Below are 17,495 nucleotides of genomic sequence, written 5' to 3' on the forward strand. Positions count from 1 at the left end.
ACGCTAGAAACGGGCATTCAAGTCGATCAGCAAGGTGTTCACGTTATAGGTCGGGCCGGATATCACCGAACTGGAAAGCCAATTGACACCAAGCCATGTATTGTTGGCGATGGCATAGTTGCCGGCCAGTTCCCAGCCTTTGGCATTGGTGCCACCATAGGCGTGAAAATTGGAATCCGTAAAAGCGTCCAGAACAGAATCGGCCTCCAGATATTTGTAGGCCAGCCAGACATTCCAGTCCCCGAATCGCTGGATGTTCGGTTCACCGACTTCGAAACGGGCTTGGAAGGCATTGGTTCGAGGTTGCAAGTCCTCACCCAACGTGTTGAATATTTGTTGCTGATCGAAACCGAAATTGTGTGAATAACTTCCGATCAACATCACGTGATGGGGATAAAAACCGGTATAGTCATAAGTCGCCGTGACATCGAAAATTTCGAATTTCGAAGCCAGGCCGACCAGGCGCGGCTCGGTCGATGAATTCAGATCGTTGCTGATCCGTGCCAGGCTGTTACCCTGGGTAAAGAATTGGGGGGCCGTCCAGTCATATTTGGTGCTGCCGAGCGGATCACGCCTTGCCTGGGTGTTGTTGTAGTCGTAATAGGCCATACCGAACTTGAAGCGGTTGTTGCGGTTAAACAGGTAGTCCATACCGCCCTGAGCGGCCCACAGGTATTTACTGGCGCCAAACAACGTATCCTGTTCCAGGGGGAAGGCGCCCAGGGTCAGATAGGCCTCGTTCGGCTTGGTGTAACCCCAGTTGAACTGCTGGCGTCCCGCCGTGCTGACCACATGGTAGGCGATGACTTCAGGATTGTAATCATGCCCAAAAGGGAAGCGGAATGTGCCAGAAAACCCTTCGAAATTGAGATCCGGGTCGAACGTGTTGTCAGTGCTGAACCAGGGATTCGCCATCCGCCCGGCCCACAACGTAAACCAGTCCTGACCTTTGTCGTCCAGATAGTCGTACTGGAGGAATGCCCGGTCGAGCTGCACTTGGTACCCCGTCCCATACTGCCCCATCACCTGGTTCGTTGAAACGGGGCTGTACTGGTTGCTCGTGCTCAGCCTGATCTGGGCTTGCAGTTCGTCAGTGATTTTGGCCTCCAAACCCAGCCGCACCCGCAGCTTCCAAAGGTTGAAATCCCTGGTGGTATTTCGATAGGGGTCACCAAGCTGGGTTATGCCACCGGCCGCATTGATTGCCGGCCAGTTGAAATAGGTATTGGGCCGGTTGCTGCTGCCGAAGAACTGGTTTTCGGAGCGAACCATGAAGTCCCCAAAAAACTTGAATCGGTTGACCCAGTCCGGCAGGGCTCCCGGAACGCCCCATTTCTCCTGCCTGGCATTCGCCTTAACCTCCTTGACCACCTCATCCTTGAGTTCCTTGCGCACCTCTGCGCGGATTTCGTCCTTCACGAAGTCCGGCACGTAGGTGACCCGCACGGTGCCCTTGTCGGCCTTGCCGGAAGCTCCGCTTTCGCTTTTTTCAGCCCCGCCAGCCGGCTGCTCGGCTTCCTGCCGTGCCTCGGCTTTGGCTTCGGCGGCTGCCTTCTGCTCGGCCTGGCGGATCATCTGGTCAGCCTTGCCTTTGTCCAGAATGCCCTGCTGCACCAAGAGATCGATCAGGTTCAGCGTAGTGTTGCGCAGCTTGAGCAACTCTTCCTTTTCGTTTTTCTCCGAGCCGTAAGCGGCGGGGATCCCCGCTAGCGCGCAGGAGACGAGCAGCGCAAGGGATTTGTGTTCACTTTTCATAATGTCCCAGTTATGTACCTCGCCGCATCCAAGGTGCGGCTGTTTTCAGGAGGTGACCTCTAGCCTTCGGACCGGACTCTGATCTTGACCGGTTGTGGCATGCGCTCGGGGGGAGGCTCGAGCTGTCCGTGTATGGTTGCCAGCGCGGCCTTGAGCGCTTCGTCGATCTCTTCGATGCCGCTGGACTTTCCCAGTTCGACCCGACTGATGGTTCCCTGGGGGCTGATCCAGATGTGGAGCACCGCCTCGTACCGACTGTTACGGGCCTGGTCCTTGAGCTTTTTCTGCAACTCGCTGGAAACGGTCCGCTGCAACTGCTGGCCGTACCAAATGATGGCATTACCGCCGCCTCCGCCTCCGATCAGCCCGTGTCCGCCTTTTTTACCAACCAGACCGAAAGCATCGCCTCCCGCACCACCTTCGGCATCCACGCCGAGGTCCTCGCCCGGCGGCGGCTCCTCGGCCTGCTCGGGTTCCGGCTCCGGCTCGGGCTCCGGCTCTTCGATCTTTTCTTCCTTGACCTCCGGTTCGGGTGGCTTCTCCTGCGGAGGGGGGGGCGGCGGTGGAGGAGGCGGCTGAACCACGGTGATCTGCTGGATCTGTTTCTTGGTCTGTGCCGGCTTGTCAAACAGATCCCTGGCCAGGTAGACGCCGAGCGCTACCAGCAGGGCCAACATCACACCGACAGCGACGGGCAGATATCGGCGTATCAGCTTGATGTTCATGGAACGCGTCCGCCCCTACTTCACCAACTTCTGCGTCACCAGACCCAACTGACTGATTTCCAGCCGGGTAACGATATCCAGCACTTCGACAACCTTCTGGTACTGGATCGAGGCGTCCGCCTTGAGCACCACCGGCAAATCCGGCGTGGCCGCCTTGTACTGGGCCAGGCGGGTTTCCAACTCCTCGAGCGACACCGGATAGGTATCCAGGTAGATCGTGCCGTCCTGAGTGATGGAAATCGCTTTGGTTTTAGGCTTGGACAGGCTGGGCGTACTGCTGGCCTTGGGCAGGTTCACCGTGATGCCTTGCACCGTCGCCGTGGTCATGATGATGAAGATCAAAAGCAGCACATACGCCACATCCAGCATGGGCGTGATGTTGATGTCATCGTAGACCTTTTCTTCGGATTCGACTTTCACGACGAAGCCTCCCTATAGCGGTCGGCCACACGCTCGGAGAGCATGGCGAGGAACTCGTCCGAGAACACCCGCATGTCGGCGATGACGTCTTTGATCTGGGTCAGCAGGTAGTTGTAGGCGAACAGGGAAGGAATCGCGACCGCCAGCCCCGCCACCGTAGCCAGCAGCGCAGCGGCGATACCGGGTGCGATGGAGTTGATGTTGACGTCGCCGGTGGCGGCGATGACCGCAAAGGTGATCATCACGCCCACCACGGTGCCCAGCAGCCCGAGGAACGGGCCGCCGGCGATGGCGATGGTCAAAAGCACCATCTTGCTGTTGAGGCGCTGGCTCTCCCGCACCACGATGGAGTCCAGCTTGACCCGCACGACGTTGAGGGCCTCCGGAGTCAATGGCTTGGCCGCAGGACCCATGCGCTTCTTCATCTCGCGGATACCGGCTTGGTAGATGTGATAGAGCGGCGAACTCTGAAAATGGTCGTGCTTGCCCACCAGGGCCGACAGGAACTCCGAGTCGGCCAGCTCCTTTTCGTCCTCGGTTTCCTCACGATCCAGTTGACCGGGATCGGCATCGGGGCTCAAGGCTTCGTACTGGGCCAGGAATGCCTTGTTGTCCTTCTTGATCTTGGAGATCACCACGGCCTTGATGATCATGACCAGCACCGAAACCACGAACATGACGCCGGTCAGAGCGATCACCACCCAGCCGTCCACCGTCACGTTCTGAATGATGACTGCGAATGAGCTGACATCTCCCGCGCTGCCCTTGCCTTCGTCTTGACCGAAACTAACGACGCTGAAATCTTGGCTCTGGCTGCGCGCCGACAGTTTGATCCATTCCGCGCTGCGGGCGGTGTTCGCTATCTGGACCTCGTCGAGCAGGCCGATCAAAAAGCCTCCCGTTGCCGCGCTTCCCAACGTGATCGACGGATTCATGGCCGACGGTACGGCGGCAGCCTGAGCCGCAGGGTCGCCATTCAAATAAAGCTCCAGCTTGTCCGGCCGCAACACCAAGGCCACGTGCTGCCAGCGATCCGGGGTGGTTATCGCCACCGGCGCCGTCTCGACCACCTTGCCCGCAGCCAGGTAGCGCGCCGTCAGCGCTCCCCCGCGCACCAGCAGCTCGATGGCGCTCGCCTCGCCTTCTGCGGCACGGAATACGTAGCCTTCATTGGCACCGGGTTCGAGCTTGAGCCAGCTCGAAAAGGTCCAACCTTTCGCCGGGTCCAGTTGCAGTGACGGCGAGGGGTTGATCTCGATGCCCCCGGTGCCGGTAAACCGGGCCGCGGCTCCGATCCAGCCCGCTGGTTCCGGCAGGGCCGCCGACCTGGCCGCGTCGTTGCCGTATGCCGTGGCATCCCTGGGCACGGGATCTTTTTCGTCGAAATGGAAAACCAGTGCTTGGTTGACATCGTAGGTTCCTTTGGCATCGCTGCCGTCCTGGGCTTCCTCGTTGCCGTAATACATCCAGAACGACTCGTCGGCCGATTGGCCGGGAATGCGCGGCACCTTGACCCAGATCAGCGCCATTTCGTTGACCGGATCGAGCTTTTCGAGGTGGAACTTGAGCGGTGTTTTGTCGTCCGCCATGAAGCGGAGGTCTTTGCCACCTTCGGCCAGCTCGCCAAAATAGCTGAAATTCCCCGTATGGAGGCGTATCAGGAGCGGGAAGTCGACCACCAGGTCGCGGGTGTCCGCCCCCGTGATGCTGGCATCCACGGAAATCTGCTTTCTCGACCGCCAGTCATCGTTCCACCAGGGCAGCGCGATGGCCGGCGCCATGGCCAGGCATACCAATACGATCAGCCTCAATGTCTTCATATCTCTCGCCGCGCCGTGAAACGCGTAGTGTTTAATGGGATTACTTTCATCGTATTACACACGTGTTACGAAAACGTTACGAACACGATGGGACATCCGAATCCGCAAAAAGGGCGGTCGAGCAGATCGCGCGATCCTGAAATGTGAACCCGGCAAATCGGCTGTCGCTGGCGCGTCGATATGTTCATGCTAACATAATGAAGTCTGACCAAAGATTCAGGATTGGTATACACACTGAGTAATTTCGCTGATCAAGCCCGTCCAATGAAGCGATGTCGGGCACTAAAGCGGCGAGAGGGGGCCAATTCGACGGCCAAGCGCCGATCGGGCTCTGGTTGCAAGGAGCTGTCGCCCCATCCCCCACCCTGATGTCGGCAGATCCTGACGCGGTAATGTTGCCACCTCGAGCCGGATACACGACCGGATCAGGCCGTGCCACGAGAGCACCGGCGGTGGCTGCAAGGTGTCCCGTTATTGCGGCGGTCCGGCTTCCGCCTTGCGCAGCACCTTCGTTTTTGCCTTGCGCAAGGACTCGAGCCAAGCCGCTATCCGAGCTGTCAGCGCGGGATCCGCACTGGCATACGCATTGGTAACTTGTTCCGGATCGGTCCTCAAGTCGTAGAGTTCACGCTCCCCGGTGTCGTACTCCACATAGGTCAAACCCTCCGCCGTGCGCAACCCCTCGAAGTTGGGCGCGACTTCCCCGGACGCCGCTTGTGCGTGAATTTCTTGAGGGTCGCGGCTCGAGCACCTTCCGGGCCGCCGCGGTGACCGCATCCTCCTGCTTGCGCTGGAGCAGGAAGACGCGGCGCCAGCGCTTGGGGGGCGTACCGTTCAGGAAAGGCATCAGCGAGCGCCCGTCGACGTAGGGCGGCGCGGGCAGACGGGCAATCGCCGCGAACGTCGGCGCAAAGTCCACGTTGCCGGTCATCGCCTTGACTGTCCGCCCCGCCGGAACCACAGGTCCCCGCACGACCAGCGGCACATGGATGTCCTCTTCGAATGCGGTGTTCTTGCCCATCGGCAACCGGTGCTGGCCCATGTGAAAACCGTTGTCGGAGGTAAAGAAGATATAGGTGTTTTCCAACCGCCCCTGCGCCTGCAGGGTATCGATCAGGCTCTTTACCATGTCCTCCACCGCCTGCATGGACCGCAAGCGCCTGCGGTATGCCGCGTCCATGTCAGCGATCTGTTCCGCGGTGAGCTCGGGTTTATTTTTGAGCCAGACCAGCTTGTCGCTCATGTCCTTTTCGTTGAAGGCCGCAGTGCGCGGCATTCGAGCGTCCGGCAGGGAGTCTCCATCACGGACCCGCGGGGTGGCCGGCCCGTGCGGAATATAGGGAGCGAGATGGATGAAGAACGGCTGGCGCGGAAAGTACTTGACCGTGTCCTTGATGAACGCCTTGACCTTTTCCGACAGGACGTCAACCAGATAATCCTGAGTTGCGTTTCCGTATTTTCGGCTCTTGCCGTTCTCGTTCAGCGAGTAGTCGTACTCCTGATAAGGATCGCCGCCGTTGGGGCTGAGCCAATACGACCCGCCCTGCGGAACATAGCGGGCGCGCCGACCGCCGGATAACCGTTGAGGTATTTTCCGAACAGCGCGGTACGGTATCCGGCCGCCTGCAGCCAGGTGGCGATGGTCGCGCTTTCCAAACCTCTGGCGTATACCTTGTCGAACCCGCCCAGCGGAAGACTGTTGCCGCAGATCCTGGTGTTGTGAGCGTACTGCCCCACAAGGTCGTCAGCCGGGAAGGACAGCTCGCGGATATGTTGACGAATTTGACCAAGAAAGAATCGATGACGTCCTGTTCCTGGAACGCCTGTACGTCGAGATCGTCGGTCAAAACGAAGACGAAGCTCGAAAGCCTGGGCTGGAGGCGCACTTTCGCTTCGGCCGTGACAACACCGACCAAGAGACAGGGCAAAAAAACCAAACCCCCGCGGATGAATACCGATCGAATCATGAGGTGATTTCAAATTTGCCCGATCGGGTCCTGCCGTAGAAACGAGGGCAAAACCGTTGGCTTTGCCGTTCGCGCGCAAAGCGAAAGGGCTGCCACGCTACCCCGCTATCAGCCGGCGGCGATCCCGGAGAGAAGGGCCCGACTGTGGGAAGGATCGGGGATCGGCACAAAGAAGGCGGGATTGGACCAGCGCCAATTGTCCGGAACGAAGGAATAAACCCGGTAGCGTGACAATAATGAATGTCGCCGGATCGATACGATGGCCCCGACTCGCCGCTAGGACAAGCCTGCCGGCGGCTCGGACAAGGCACACCTTCCCGATCCGCGGCATGGGTCATTCATGCTGTCGCGCCCATGCGACACCCTTGAGCAATCGCTGGACTGCAAATCCATGGGACCACGCCAGCCCGGGGATGGGTTATACGCTTTGGGCGGGGGAACCCTGCAGAGGTTTCCGTTCGCGATAGCCGTGGCACGAAAAGTGGGTAGCAAAGAACATCCTTAGGCCTTCGGATGTGCCACCATGAAAAAGACCGTTATCTCGGCCGCCCTCCTTTGGGCTTCCCTTATCGAAAGCCATGGCGCTCTGGCCGGAGGGGGCCACCACGGCCATGGTCACCATTACCATCACCATGGCCATGATCATGATTTTGGTTTCCACCAGCACCACTACTATCATCATCATTACGTCGGACAGGAGGTGCCAGTCATCCAGGTCCCGCTGATTCCCATGCCGACGATCACGCTTCCGGCTCCTCCACCCCTTCCACGCATCGCCCTCCCTGCACCACCTCCCCTGCCAGGGTTTCCGCATCCTTGAAGAATGCTGGTCGACAGATCAGCGTGAAATCGGTGCGAGGTAGCCCAGGAACTGTTCGATACAACGGTCCCAGGTGAACCGCTCTGCAAACCTCCGGCAGTCCTCACTCCGCAGTTTCAATGCACGCAAGGCGGCGGCACGCAGATCGCGGTCGAGGCACCCGACAGAGGGATCGGTGATGACATCCTGCGGCCCCGGTACCGGGTAGGCGGCGACGGGGACACCTGCGGCCAAGGCCTCCAGCATCACCAAGCCGAAGGTGTCGGTCCGACTGGGGAAGACGAAGACATCTGCTGCCGAGATCGTTTCGGCCAAATCCAGGCCGCTGCGATAGCCCAGGAAGCGCACTTCCGGATAGCGCCTCTGGAGCTCAGCTCTCGATGGGCCGTCCCCCACCACGTACTTGACGCCAGGAAGATCGAGACTGAGGAAGTCGTCCAAACCTTTCTCAACCGCCAAGCGCCCTACGTACATGAACACGGGGCGGATGTCGTCGATCCGCCCCTTGCCGCGCGGCGCGAAAAGCTCGGTATCGACGCCGCGGGACCATAGCACCAGATTGCGGAATCCCCTAGCGCCGAGATCGCTGACCTGAGTCGGCGTCGGGGCCATCACCCGCACGCTGGGACGATGAAACCAGCGCAAGGCCGCATAGCCCCAGCGGAGGGGAAATCTGGTTCGCAGATTCAGATATTCCGCAAACCGGGTGTGAAACGAAGTCGTAAACGGCAACCGCCGCTGCAGGCAATAGCGGCGCGCCGCTATTCCCAGCGGACCTTCCGTCGCGATGTGGATGGCATCCGGCGCGAATGCCTCAAGCTGGACCGGCAGCTTGGCGCCACAGCCCAATGCCAGCCGAATCTCCGGATACCCCGGGCAAGGCCAGCTCCGATAGCGATCCGGCGTGAACATCTCAACCTGGTAACCTCGCTGTCGGGCCCCCTCGCATATCCGGCTCAACGTCGTGACAACACCGTTAACCTGCGGTCGCCAGGCGTCGCTTATCAGTGCCAGTTTCACGCTTGGTATCCTCGAGCAGGAAGGCGCTTTCCTCGACCCAACGCACAACCTTCAGCTCGCCGGCCGCCGTTTCCACCAGTGCGGTGCAACTTTCCACCCAGTCGCCGCAGTTTGCATAGGTCAGACCGTCAATCTCGCGCAGAGCGGCATGATGGATGTGCCCGCACACCACACCATCCAGCCCCCGGCTCGCCGCTTCGTGCATCAGTACCTCCTCGAAGCGGCAGATGACGTTCACAGCATTCTTCACCTTGTGCTTGATGAAAGCGGAAAGCGACCAATAGGGGAAACCGAGCCTACGGCGCCCCCAATTGAACCAGCGGTTGCATGCCAGCAGCACCTCGTAGGCCTCGCTGCCGAGCACGGCCAGCCACTTGGTGCTGCAGACCACACCATCGAACTCGTCGCCGTGCAATACCAGCAGGCGGCGTCCATCTTGCGTTTCGTGCACGGCGCGATCGACGACCTCCACGCCCCCGAACAGGCTGCCGGTGTAATCGCGCAGCATTTCGTCGTGGTTGCCGGGTACATAGACAACCCGTACCCCGCGCTTGGCGCGATCCATGACCGTACGCAGAATTTCGGAGTGCATCGGCGGCCAGTGCCATCCCGATTTCAGTTTCCACAAATCGAGGATATCACCGACCAGATAGAGCGTGTCACAGCGGACATTCTTGAGAAAATCCACCAGATACTCGGCTTTGCAGCCGCGGGTACCCAGATGGACATCGGAAATCCACACCGTTCTGTAATCCAGACTCATTAAGGCCACCTCATTCAGCCGGATCGGTAAACGGTCACAAGGTAACCACCGTGTATTACAAAGCCGTCATGATTTGATGACAGTTTCAGTATTCTGAATTCTGAGCACCGATGAGCGGTGATAATTCATCGGATGGAAACGAAAGCGTCATTTCGTTGTCATTCCTGAACGCTAAAGTACTTTTCGAGCTAAGTCGTCTCAACCTCTTGAGACCAAGTCTTGTGTAAGCCCGTCCTCGGACGGGTTCTTTTTTAGCGGACCCTTTGAAGCGCCCCGCCACAGGCAATACCCTTACAAGCCGCCAACATTCAGGGGAATCCGACTCGCCGGCTGGCACGGCCTCGGAACGGAACCGGCGCGAAGAGGCAAAACGGCTAAGGCGACACGCCCGTGACACCCGGTGGCCGGCTCAACACATCCCGCAAGGCCATCGCCAGCTCCGGACATCTAAACCGAAAGCCGGACTCCAACAGACGGGCCGGCACAACCCGCTGGCCGCCCAGCAACCACCCGCACATTTCCCTTCCCATCAGCGCTCGGAGAATTCTGGAGGGAATGACAAGGAATGCGGGCTTACGGAGCAGGGCCGAGAGGGTTTCGGTAAATTGGCGGTTGGTCACTGGATTCGGCGCCGTGACATTGAAAATTCCAGAAAGCTCCGGTGTGGCGATCAGCCACCGGACGATGGCAACGTAGTCACGCAGACAGATCCAGGACATCCACTGGTCGCCGCTGCCGATGCGGGCCCCGAGCCCCAGACGGAACAGCGGCAACAAGGGCGCAAGAAAACCGCCCGAGGCCCCCATCACCATGCCCGTGCGCAAGATGCAGACACGAACACCGAACTCGGCCGCGCGCAGGGCGGCCGACTCCCAGGCATAGCACAACTGATGCCCGAAGCCATCGACAGGAACCGAGGATTCGTCCAAAACACGATCCCCCTGATCGCCATAGATACCGATCGCCGAACCACTGATCAGCAATTTCGGTTTGACCTCGGCGCGCCCGATGTAATCGACCAGAGAACGGGTTAAGCCGACCCGGCTGTCCCACAGAAGCTTCTTGCGCGCTTCCGTCCATCGCGGACCAATGAAGGGTTCGCCTGCAAGATTTATGACGGCGTCGAATGCCAAAGAAGGAGAAAGGTCCGAAAACGCGGTGATGGCGGCGACCCCCAAACCACAACGGTCCCGAACGCAATCGGGCCGCCGGCTGAGAACGACCAGCCTGGCCCCGCTGCCACCCAGATCCTGGCACAACTGGCTGCCAAGGAAACCGGTACCGCCCGTCACAAGGATTCGCATCACGCCCTCCGCATCCTGCACCCTCGCAGGCTGGACTCATGGTATGACCGATCATTGGATCGGAACACCTTCCTGCCGGAGGATAGTTGCCGAAAATGCGAGGCCCGAGCTTATCAAGCTATCCCCGACCTGTATCGGGGGCTCTAGCAGCACCCCTGAGAAGACTCACGCATTATGGATTTTCGCCATGTCACGTGAGATAAGAAAAGCGATCGATATGCGCGTGGCAAGAAAGGAACAGCGGTTCGCGCCCCAAGCTTGCCACACCAAGGGGAGACCTCTTATTGATTGCTGCCGTCTTCGTCCTTGAAGACCCAACGAACGAAAAAGAACGCGATCGCGACGATGGCGATGGTGACGACGATGCCCGTCGGCGACCTCATCTTTTCAACCAGATCAAGTATAGCTCCCATGTATGTACCTGCCTTGTAGTGTAATGATTTGAAAGAAATAGATATCAGATTGGGTCTGAAAGCTACCGGCCCGTAATGTTACCTTGCCTTCATCTTCTGTCAAGAAAAACGACTCAACCAAGGAAGAAACCGGCTTAGAAACACAAAAAACCCGGGTGTCGGCACCCGGGTTTTGAAAGACGAATCGCTCCGTACGCGTCCGACCCGTATTATTGGGTATTGTGGATCAGGGTCGGGCTGACGAACTTTACAGAGTCGGGGAAGCGATGGTGCTGGAGATCTTCTGCTTGTCACCGTCCGGCGAGTTGCCGCAGCCGACAACGACCAAAGACATCATGACAACGCCGAGGGCGCACAGTACTTTCTTCATAGATCCTCCTCAAATAACAATGGGTTAGAGTTGTACTTTTATTGTTGGTGCCGTTAGCACGGCTGATTTTATAAAGCACATTTTTGAAAAACGCAAGCCCCGGAAACGGGCATCGAACACCGCAGGACAGCGCGAACGAAGTCGCCAGTGCAATTGACTGGTGTCGCCATACTTCTATAGAATTGCGCGTTTACGCGAATCCATCTCAGGAGCACCTGAACATGTACGCTGTTATCCAGACTGGCGGCAAGCAATACCGCGTTCAACCCGGCGACAAGGTGAAGGTCGAGTCCCTCGACGCTGAAGCCGGCCAAGAAATCGCTTTCGAAAATGTCCTGATGATCCAGTCCGATGACGGGATCAAGATCGGCCAGCCCTTCGTGTCGGGCGGCAAGGTGACCGCCACCGTCGTCGCTAACGGCCGTCATCCAAAAATCCGGATCATTAAGTTCCGCCGCCGCAAGCATCACATGAAGCAGGCCGGCCATCGCCAGAACTACACCGAAGTCCGGATCAACGAGATCTCGGCGTAATCACCTCATTCTAAGGAGAGACATCCATGGCGCACAAGAAAGCAGGCGGCAGCTCCCGCAACGGCCGCGACTCCGAATCCAAGCGACTGGGCGTGAAGCGCTTCGGCGGACAGATCGTCCGGGCCGGCAACATCATCGTCCGCCAGCGCGGCACCCACTTCCACCCCGGCGACAATGTCGGCTGTGGTCGCGACTATACGCTGTTCGCACTGACCGAAGGCCGCGTGGAATTCAAGGTGAAAGGGCCGGCAGGCCGCAAGTATGTCTCGGTGATTCCCGCCTGAGCGACACCGGCGTGCAACACCGCTTGGGCCCAGCTCGTCTGGGCCTTTTAGTTGATTTCCATGAAATTCGTTGACGAAGCCGAAATTCGGGTCGACGCCGGCGACGGCGGTAACGGCTGCATCAGTTTCCGGCGCGAGAAATACATTCCGTTCGGTGGTCCCGACGGCGGCGACGGCGGCGACGGCGGCAGCGTTTACCTGATCGCTTCGAACAATCTCAACACGCTCGCCGATTTTCGCTTTCACTCCCATTTCCGCGCCGAGCGCGGCGAGAACGGCTCCGGCAACAACTGCACCGGAAGGAGCGGCGAGGACTGCATCGTCCAGGTCCCCACCGGCACGATCGTGACGGACGCGGACACCGGCGAACACCTGGGAGACCTGACCCGCTCCGGCCAGCGCCTCCTGGTCGCCCGCGGCGGCTTCCATGGCATCGGCAACACCCGCTTCAAGAGCAGTACCAATCGGGCACCGCGAAGGGCCACACCCGGAACCCCTGGCGAGCGCCGCACCCTCCACCTCGAACTCAAGCTGATCGCCGATGTCGGCCTGCTCGGCATGCCCAATGCCGGCAAATCCAGCCTGATCCGCGCAGTGTCCGCCGCCCGCCCGAAGGTTGCCGACTATCCGTTCACGACCCTCCACCCCAACTTGGGCGTCGTGCGAGTCGGAGATCAGCGCAGCTTCGTCATGGCCGACATTCCCGGTCTGATCGAAGGTGCCGCCGAAGGTGCCGGCCTTGGCATACAGTTTCTCAAGCACCTGACCCGCACCCATCTGCTGTTGCACGTGGTCGACGTGGAACCTTACGAAACGGGACTCGATCCCGTCACTGCGGCGCGCAAGGTCATCGCCGAGCTGTGCAAATGGGGCCACGGGCTGGAGGCCAAACCGCGTTGGTTGGTGCTGAACAAGATCGACCGTCTGGCGCCGGAAGTCCGGGAAAGCCGCTGCCGGCAAATCATCGACAGCCTGGGCTGGACCGATCGGGTCTACCGGATCTCCGCCATCCAGGGCGAAGGGCTCGACCGCCTGACCCACGACGTCATGCACTTCCTCGAGCAGCAGGATAGGAGACCGGATGCAGAGCCGGAGTGAGCTCCCGGGTAGCCGGCGTGTTATCGTCAAGATCGGCAGCGCCCTATTGACTGCTGGCGGCAAAGGGCTGGACCAACCTGCCATTGCGCACTGGGTAAAACAGATCGCCGAGCTGCGCCGGCGGGGGATGCAGGTGGTGCTGGTCTCCTCGGGCTCAATCGCCGAAGGCATGTCGCGGCTGGGCTGGAAAACCCGGCCGCACCGGCTGAACGAGCTCCAGGCCGCCGCTTCGGTCGGCCAGATGGGGCTGGTGCAGACTTACGCAAGTCTGTTCAAGCGGCACGGCCTGCAGACCGCACAGATCCTCCTGACCCATGACGACCTGTCGAACCGCGAGCGCTATCTCAACTCGCGCAGCACCATACTCACACTACTCGAGCTCGGCGTCATCCCGGTCATCAACGAAAACGATACCGTCACCACAGAAGAAATCCGCTTCGGCGACAACGACACACTGGGCGCGCTGGTGGCGAACGCGGTCGAGGCCGACCTGCTCGTCATTCTGACCGACCAGGCTGGACTGTTCGAGCGCAACCCCTCGCTCGACCCCTCCGCGCCGCTGGTCTCACAAGCCGGTATCAACGACCCCCGCCTGGATGGCATGGTCAGCGACAGTCTGAGCGGTCTGGGCCGGGGCGGCATGATCACCAAGCTGCGTGCGGCCCGCCTGGCGGCCCGGTCGGGAACGGCCACCGTGATCGCCAGCGGCAGGGAAAGCGGAGTACTGCCGCGCATCCTCGATGGAGAGATCCTGGGCACACTGTTGATCCCGGACGTTTCCCCCCTGATCGCCCGCAAGCGTTGGATGGCCGGACAACTCAAGTTGAAAGGAAGCTTCGTGATCGACGAGGGTGCCGAACGGGTGTTGCGGGGGGCCGGGAAAAGCCTGTTGCCGATCGGCGTGACCGCAGTGGAGGGCGAATTCCGGCGCGGCGACCTGGTGGCCTGCGTGAATCAGGCGGGACGGGAAATCGCACGTGGACTGACCAACTACAGCTCTGATGAATCCCGTCTCATCATGCGTCAGCCGAGCACACGTATCGAGGAGATTCTGGGATATGTGGATGAGCCCGAACTCATCCACCGCGATAATCTGGTACTGAGCTAACGATAGTGGTGGCCATCCACCCTGGGCGGTGGATGCGTCTATCGGCAATGAACGCCCTTTGCCCCGACCCTCTCCGAGAGGGGAGCCCGGTTGCTGCGAGTTTGACCTCGCAGCGACGGGCCGGGCCCGGCCCCTGCCCGTACTTCTTGGGTTCAGGAAGCAGCCTGCAGCGCCAGCGCCTTAACGCGGGCATTCAGGCGGCTCTTGCTGCGCGCGGCCTTGTTACGATGGATCAAACCCTTGTTCACCGACGAATCGATGATGGGTACCGCCTGCCGGAATGCTTCCTGCGCCTTTGTCAGATCGCCGGAATCCACCGCCAGAATGACTTTCTTGATGTAGGTGCGCAGACGGCTGCGCAGAGCGGCATTGTGTGCACGGTTGTTCTCCGCCTGCCGAGCGCGCTTTTTCGCGGAAGCGATATTAGCCAAGGTCGACCTCTTCTGGGTTGCAACTGTAAGAAAAGCCAAGGATTGTGCTCAGCTTTCCTGCCGGTGTCAACCATAAATTCTGCGTCGGCGAGGCATTCGACCCACCGTTTGATTATACTGAGCTTTTTTAGCCGGAGCTGAACGCTGAGCCGACGTTTGCTGAAATCCACCGCGATGGTGGCTTCCATGACACTGATTTCACGTCTGCTGGGCTTCGTCCGCGACCTGATCATCGCGCGGACCTTCGGCGCCGACGCGGCGACGGACGCGTTCTTCGTCGCATTCCGGATACCTAATTTCCTGCGCCGGCTTTTTGCCGAAGGCGCCTTCTCGCAAGGGCTGGTACCTATCCTCTCGGAACTGCGCGCGGCCAAAGACGCTGCGGCTGCGAGGCAAACCATCGCGCACATGGCCGGAACGCTGGGGCTAGTTGCGGCCCTGCTCACCGGCCTGGGCATGGCTGCCGCGCCCATCCTGACCTTGCTGTTCGCTCCGGGCTTCCATGCCCAGCCCTTCCAATACGGCTGGGCAGTGGACATGCTGCGCATCACCTTCCCTTACTTGTTCTTCGTCATGCTGACGGCCTTTGCCGGGGGTGTTCTGCAGACCTGGGGACAGTTCGCTGTCCCGGCGCTCACCCCGGCTCTGCTCAACCTGGCGATGATCGCCGCCGCTCTGTGGCTGGCGCCGCTATTGAAGCAACCTGTGGAGGCGCTGGCCTGGGGCGTATTCACCGCCGGCATCCTGCAGCTAGTATTTCAGCTTCCCTCGCTCTGGGGTATTCGTCAGCTATCCCTGCCGCGCCCGGCCCGGCGGGACCGGGAGGTCCTGCGCATGTTCAGATCAATGGGACCGGCGATCCTCGGCGTGTCCGCGAACCAGATCAATCTGCTGTTGGACACGCTGGTGGCCTCGTTCCTGGCCTCCGGCAGCGTATCCTGGTTATATTACTCGGACCGGCTGGTGGAACTGCCGCAAGGGCTTCTGGGTGTGGCCATCGGAACGGCCATCCTGCCACATCTGGCCGCCGTCCATCTCGGCCGCGATAGCGACGGTTTTTCCCGGACGCTGGACTGGGCCCTGCGCTGGGTGGCCCTGCTCGGCTTGCCCGCCACCGTGGGATTGATGATTCTCGCCAAACCGCTGGTATCCACTCTGTTCGAGCACGACGAATTTTCCGACTACGACGCGGAAATGGCGAGCCGCAGCCTGATCGCCTATGCAGCCGGATTGCCAGGCGCCATTGCCGTCAAGGCGCTGGCCTCTGGATTCAGTGCCCGCCGGGACGTCCGCACCCCTTTGCGGTACGGCCTCCGCGCGATCGCAGCCAATGGCGTGCTGGCGCCCGTCCTGGCCTTCCTGCTGGCTCCCCATGGCTGGGGCCATGCCGGCCTGGCTGGCGCGACCGCGGCGGCGGCCTCGTTCAATGCGCTGCTGCTGTTCGGCAAATTGCTTGCCGATGGCACCTATAGGCCGGACGCATCCTGGCGCCGCTTCGGAGCCCGTCTGATCATCTCGAATGTCGCCATGGGCGCGCTGCTTACCCAAGCCCTCGAATCGCCTTGGACCGACTGGTCCGCCTCCGAACGCATCGTCCGTCTCGGCCTATGGATAGCGGCCGGCTTCGCCGTCTACTTGATCAGTTTGTTGCTGGCAGGTCTGCGTCCCCGACACCTGCTCCTTTCCGAAAAGGCGTGAATCCGGTCATGCGAGTGATTCATGGCCTTTCCGGCACGATATGCCCTCCTGCCTGCGTCGCCAGTATTGGCAACTTCGATGGTGTCCATCTGGGACATCAGACGCTGGTCCGCCGACTGGCCGACGAGGGGCACCGTCTCGGCCTGCCGGTCGCCCTGGTTCTGTTCGAGCCGCAGCCGCGCGAGTTCTTCGACAAAGACCACTCGCCTCCCCGTCTGATGCGGCTGTCGGAAAAACTGGCCAGACTCGCCGAGCTGCCGGTTGACTGGGTACTGGTGCTGCATTTCGATGAGGGGCTCGCCAATCTGGCGCCACAAGACTTCGTCCGGAGGATACTGGCCGAACGCCTTCACGTCCGCCATCTCATCGTCGGCGACGACTTCCGCTTCGGTCGCGGACGCAGCGGCGACCACGAACTGCTGTGCCGGCTCGGCCGGCTCCACGGCTTCTCGGTGAGCGATACCGAATCGGTGACGGTCGGCGGCGTCCGCGTCAGCAGCACGGGGGTACGGGAGGCGCTCAGGCAAGGCGACATGGCCGGAGCAGCCACACTGCTGGGCCGGCCTTACGCCCTATGCGGGCGTGTGGCTCATGGCAACCAGCTCGGCCGCCGGCTGGGCTTTCCCACCGCCAACATCGAGCTGGGGCGCGAAAACATTCCGGTGCAAGGCGTATTTGCCGTTACAATGGCGGGCATTTCAGCCGCTGCCTGGCCTGGCGTGGCCAACGTCGGCATCCGGCCGACCGTCAGCGGCAACCGCAAGGCCATGCTGGAAACCCATTTGTTCGATTTCGCCGGCGACCTGTACGGGCGCCGGGTGGAAGTCCATCTGCACCACAAACTTCGCGACGAGATGCGGTTCGCCAACCTCGAAGACCTGAAGGAACAGATTGCCCGCGATGCGGCCGCCGCGCGCCGCTATTTCGCGGCAGGCTGACCCGACACAAGACTGCCGACTTTCGACC

The 17,495-nt window shown here is 60.5% G+C and carries 18 protein-coding genes; 6 read left to right on the forward strand and 12 right to left on the reverse strand.

Going from position 1 to position 17,495, the window contains the following annotated elements; all coding sequences use genetic code 11:
- Positions 1–3: 3 nt before the first annotated feature.
- The 11 genes from N4J17_RS01200 to N4J17_RS01250 all read right to left on the reverse strand — a co-directional run bounded on the left by N4J17_RS01200 (position 4) and on the right by N4J17_RS01250 (position 11,377).
- The gene (locus N4J17_RS01200) at positions 4–1,755 is read right to left on the reverse strand and encodes a putative porin (RefSeq protein ID WP_198323705.1); all 1,752 of its coding nucleotides are present in this window, start codon (positions 1,753–1,755) and stop codon (positions 4–6) included.
- A gap of 59 nt (positions 1,756–1,814) precedes the next feature.
- Entirely contained in the window at positions 1,815–2,480 is a 666-nt protein-coding gene (locus N4J17_RS01205; protein WP_198323706.1) for a TonB family protein, read from the reverse strand.
- A gap of 15 nt (positions 2,481–2,495) precedes the next feature.
- Positions 2,496–2,900, reverse strand: coding sequence for an ExbD/TolR family protein (locus tag N4J17_RS01210; RefSeq protein ID WP_169603540.1), 405 nt, complete (start codon positions 2,898–2,900; stop codon positions 2,496–2,498).
- Positions 2,897–4,720: a DUF2341 domain-containing protein gene (locus N4J17_RS01215; protein ID WP_198323707.1), complete on the reverse strand. Its 1,824-nt coding sequence runs from the start codon at positions 4,718–4,720 to the stop codon at positions 2,897–2,899. The genes N4J17_RS01210 and N4J17_RS01215 overlap by 4 nt, the downstream gene beginning before the upstream one ends.
- A 625-nt stretch (positions 4,721–5,345) precedes the next feature.
- Positions 5,346–6,311, reverse strand: a complete 966-nt coding sequence (locus tag N4J17_RS01220) for a sulfatase-like hydrolase/transferase (RefSeq protein WP_338457680.1) — start codon at positions 6,309–6,311, stop codon at positions 5,346–5,348.
- The gene (locus N4J17_RS01225; RefSeq protein ID WP_277458499.1) at positions 6,200–6,700 is read right to left on the reverse strand and encodes a sulfatase-like hydrolase/transferase; all 501 of its coding nucleotides are present in this window, start codon (positions 6,698–6,700) and stop codon (positions 6,200–6,202) included. Before N4J17_RS01225 ends, N4J17_RS01220 begins: the two co-directional genes overlap by 112 nt.
- A gap of 405 nt (positions 6,701–7,105) precedes the next feature.
- Positions 7,106–7,354, reverse strand: coding sequence for a hypothetical protein (locus N4J17_RS01230; RefSeq protein ID WP_277458500.1), 249 nt, complete (start codon positions 7,352–7,354; stop codon positions 7,106–7,108).
- 171 nt (positions 7,355–7,525) lie between these two features.
- Complete coding sequence (locus tag N4J17_RS01235; RefSeq protein WP_198323709.1) at positions 7,526–8,527, reverse strand: glycosyltransferase family 4 protein; 1,002 nt, start codon at positions 8,525–8,527, stop codon at positions 7,526–7,528.
- Entirely contained in the window at positions 8,484–9,290 is an 807-nt protein-coding gene (locus N4J17_RS01240) for a UDP-2,3-diacylglucosamine diphosphatase (RefSeq protein WP_198323710.1), read from the reverse strand. The genes N4J17_RS01235 and N4J17_RS01240 overlap by 44 nt, the downstream gene beginning before the upstream one ends.
- 374 nt (positions 9,291–9,664) lie before the next feature.
- Positions 9,665–10,594 (reverse strand): TIGR01777 family oxidoreductase, encoded by a 930-nt coding sequence (locus N4J17_RS01245; RefSeq protein WP_198323741.1) that lies wholly within the window; start codon positions 10,592–10,594, stop codon positions 9,665–9,667.
- 660 nt (positions 10,595–11,254) lie between these two features.
- Entirely contained in the window at positions 11,255–11,377 is a 123-nt protein-coding gene (locus tag N4J17_RS01250) for a hypothetical protein (RefSeq protein WP_255527272.1), read from the reverse strand.
- Positions 11,378–11,598: 221 nt separating this feature from the next.
- Between N4J17_RS01250 and rplU the strand changes: the two genes are divergently transcribed.
- Genes rplU through proB form a run of 4 tightly spaced genes read left to right on the forward strand, consistent with a single transcriptional unit; the run spans position 11,599 to position 14,400 of the window.
- Positions 11,599–11,910, forward strand: a complete 312-nt coding sequence (rplU, locus tag N4J17_RS01255) for a 50S ribosomal protein L21 (protein ID WP_198323711.1) — start codon at positions 11,599–11,601, stop codon at positions 11,908–11,910.
- Positions 11,911–11,936: 26 nt separating this feature from the next.
- A complete protein-coding gene (gene rpmA / locus N4J17_RS01260) occupies positions 11,937–12,194 on the forward strand; it encodes a 50S ribosomal protein L27 (RefSeq protein WP_198323712.1) in 258 nt (85 codons plus the stop codon).
- Positions 12,195–12,254: 60 nt separating this feature from the next.
- Positions 12,255–13,292 carry an Obg family GTPase CgtA gene (gene cgtA / locus N4J17_RS01265; RefSeq protein WP_198323713.1) on the forward strand — a complete coding sequence of 346 codons (1,038 nt, stop codon included), beginning with the start codon at positions 12,255–12,257 and terminating at the stop codon, positions 13,290–13,292.
- Positions 13,276–14,400, forward strand: coding sequence for a glutamate 5-kinase (gene proB / locus N4J17_RS01270; RefSeq protein WP_198323714.1), 1,125 nt, complete (start codon positions 13,276–13,278; stop codon positions 14,398–14,400). The genes cgtA and proB overlap by 17 nt, the downstream gene beginning before the upstream one ends.
- Before the next feature lie 152 nt (positions 14,401–14,552).
- Here the strand turns inward: proB and rpsT are convergent, their stop codons facing one another.
- Complete coding sequence (gene rpsT / locus N4J17_RS01275; protein ID WP_010961480.1) at positions 14,553–14,831, reverse strand: 30S ribosomal protein S20; 279 nt, start codon at positions 14,829–14,831, stop codon at positions 14,553–14,555.
- Positions 14,832–15,017: 186 nt separating this feature from the next.
- Here rpsT and murJ point away from each other — a divergent pair, with 186 nt between their 5' ends.
- Both murJ and ribF read left to right on the forward strand, forming a co-directional pair.
- Positions 15,018–16,529 (forward strand): murein biosynthesis integral membrane protein MurJ, encoded by a 1,512-nt coding sequence (gene murJ / locus N4J17_RS01280; protein WP_277458501.1) that lies wholly within the window; start codon positions 15,018–15,020, stop codon positions 16,527–16,529.
- An 8-nt stretch (positions 16,530–16,537) separates the two neighbouring features.
- Positions 16,538–17,467, forward strand: coding sequence for a bifunctional riboflavin kinase/FAD synthetase (gene ribF / locus N4J17_RS01285; protein ID WP_198323716.1), 930 nt, complete (start codon positions 16,538–16,540; stop codon positions 17,465–17,467).
- Positions 17,468–17,495: the final 28 nt, after the last annotated feature.

Origin of the sequence: Methylococcus capsulatus (assembly GCF_036864975.1) — a bacterium.
Classification (GTDB): domain Bacteria; phylum Pseudomonadota; class Gammaproteobacteria; order Methylococcales; family Methylococcaceae; genus Methylococcus.

Excerpts from the sequence above, each read along its gene's own strand:
- proB (WP_198323714.1), top strand. The coding sequence starts at position 13,276 with ATGCAGAGCCGGAGTGAGCTCCCGGGTAGCCGGCGTGTTATCGTCAAG.
- N4J17_RS01245 (WP_198323741.1), bottom strand. The coding sequence starts at position 10,594 with ATGCGAATCCTTGTGACGGGCGGTACCGGTTTCCTTGGCAGCCAGTTG.
- N4J17_RS01205 (WP_198323706.1), bottom strand. The coding sequence starts at position 2,480 with ATGAACATCAAGCTGATACGCCGATATCTGCCCGTCGCTGTCGGTGTG.
- N4J17_RS01215 (WP_198323707.1), bottom strand. The coding sequence starts at position 4,720 with ATGAAGACATTGAGGCTGATCGTATTGGTATGCCTGGCCATGGCGCCG.
- rpmA (WP_198323712.1), top strand. The coding sequence starts at position 11,937 with ATGGCGCACAAGAAAGCAGGCGGCAGCTCCCGCAACGGCCGCGACTCC.
- N4J17_RS01200 (WP_198323705.1), bottom strand. The coding sequence starts at position 1,755 with ATGAAAAGTGAACACAAATCCCTTGCGCTGCTCGTCTCCTGCGCGCTA.
- murJ (WP_277458501.1), top strand. The coding sequence starts at position 15,018 with ATGACACTGATTTCACGTCTGCTGGGCTTCGTCCGCGACCTGATCATC.
- N4J17_RS01250 (WP_255527272.1), bottom strand. The coding sequence starts at position 11,377 with ATGAAGAAAGTACTGTGCGCCCTCGGCGTTGTCATGATGTCTTTGGTC.
- N4J17_RS01240 (WP_198323710.1), bottom strand. The coding sequence starts at position 9,290 with ATGAGTCTGGATTACAGAACGGTGTGGATTTCCGATGTCCATCTGGGT.
- cgtA (WP_198323713.1), top strand. The coding sequence starts at position 12,255 with ATGAAATTCGTTGACGAAGCCGAAATTCGGGTCGACGCCGGCGACGGC.
- ribF (WP_198323716.1), top strand. The coding sequence starts at position 16,538 with ATGCGAGTGATTCATGGCCTTTCCGGCACGATATGCCCTCCTGCCTGC.
- rplU (WP_198323711.1), top strand. The coding sequence starts at position 11,599 with ATGTACGCTGTTATCCAGACTGGCGGCAAGCAATACCGCGTTCAACCC.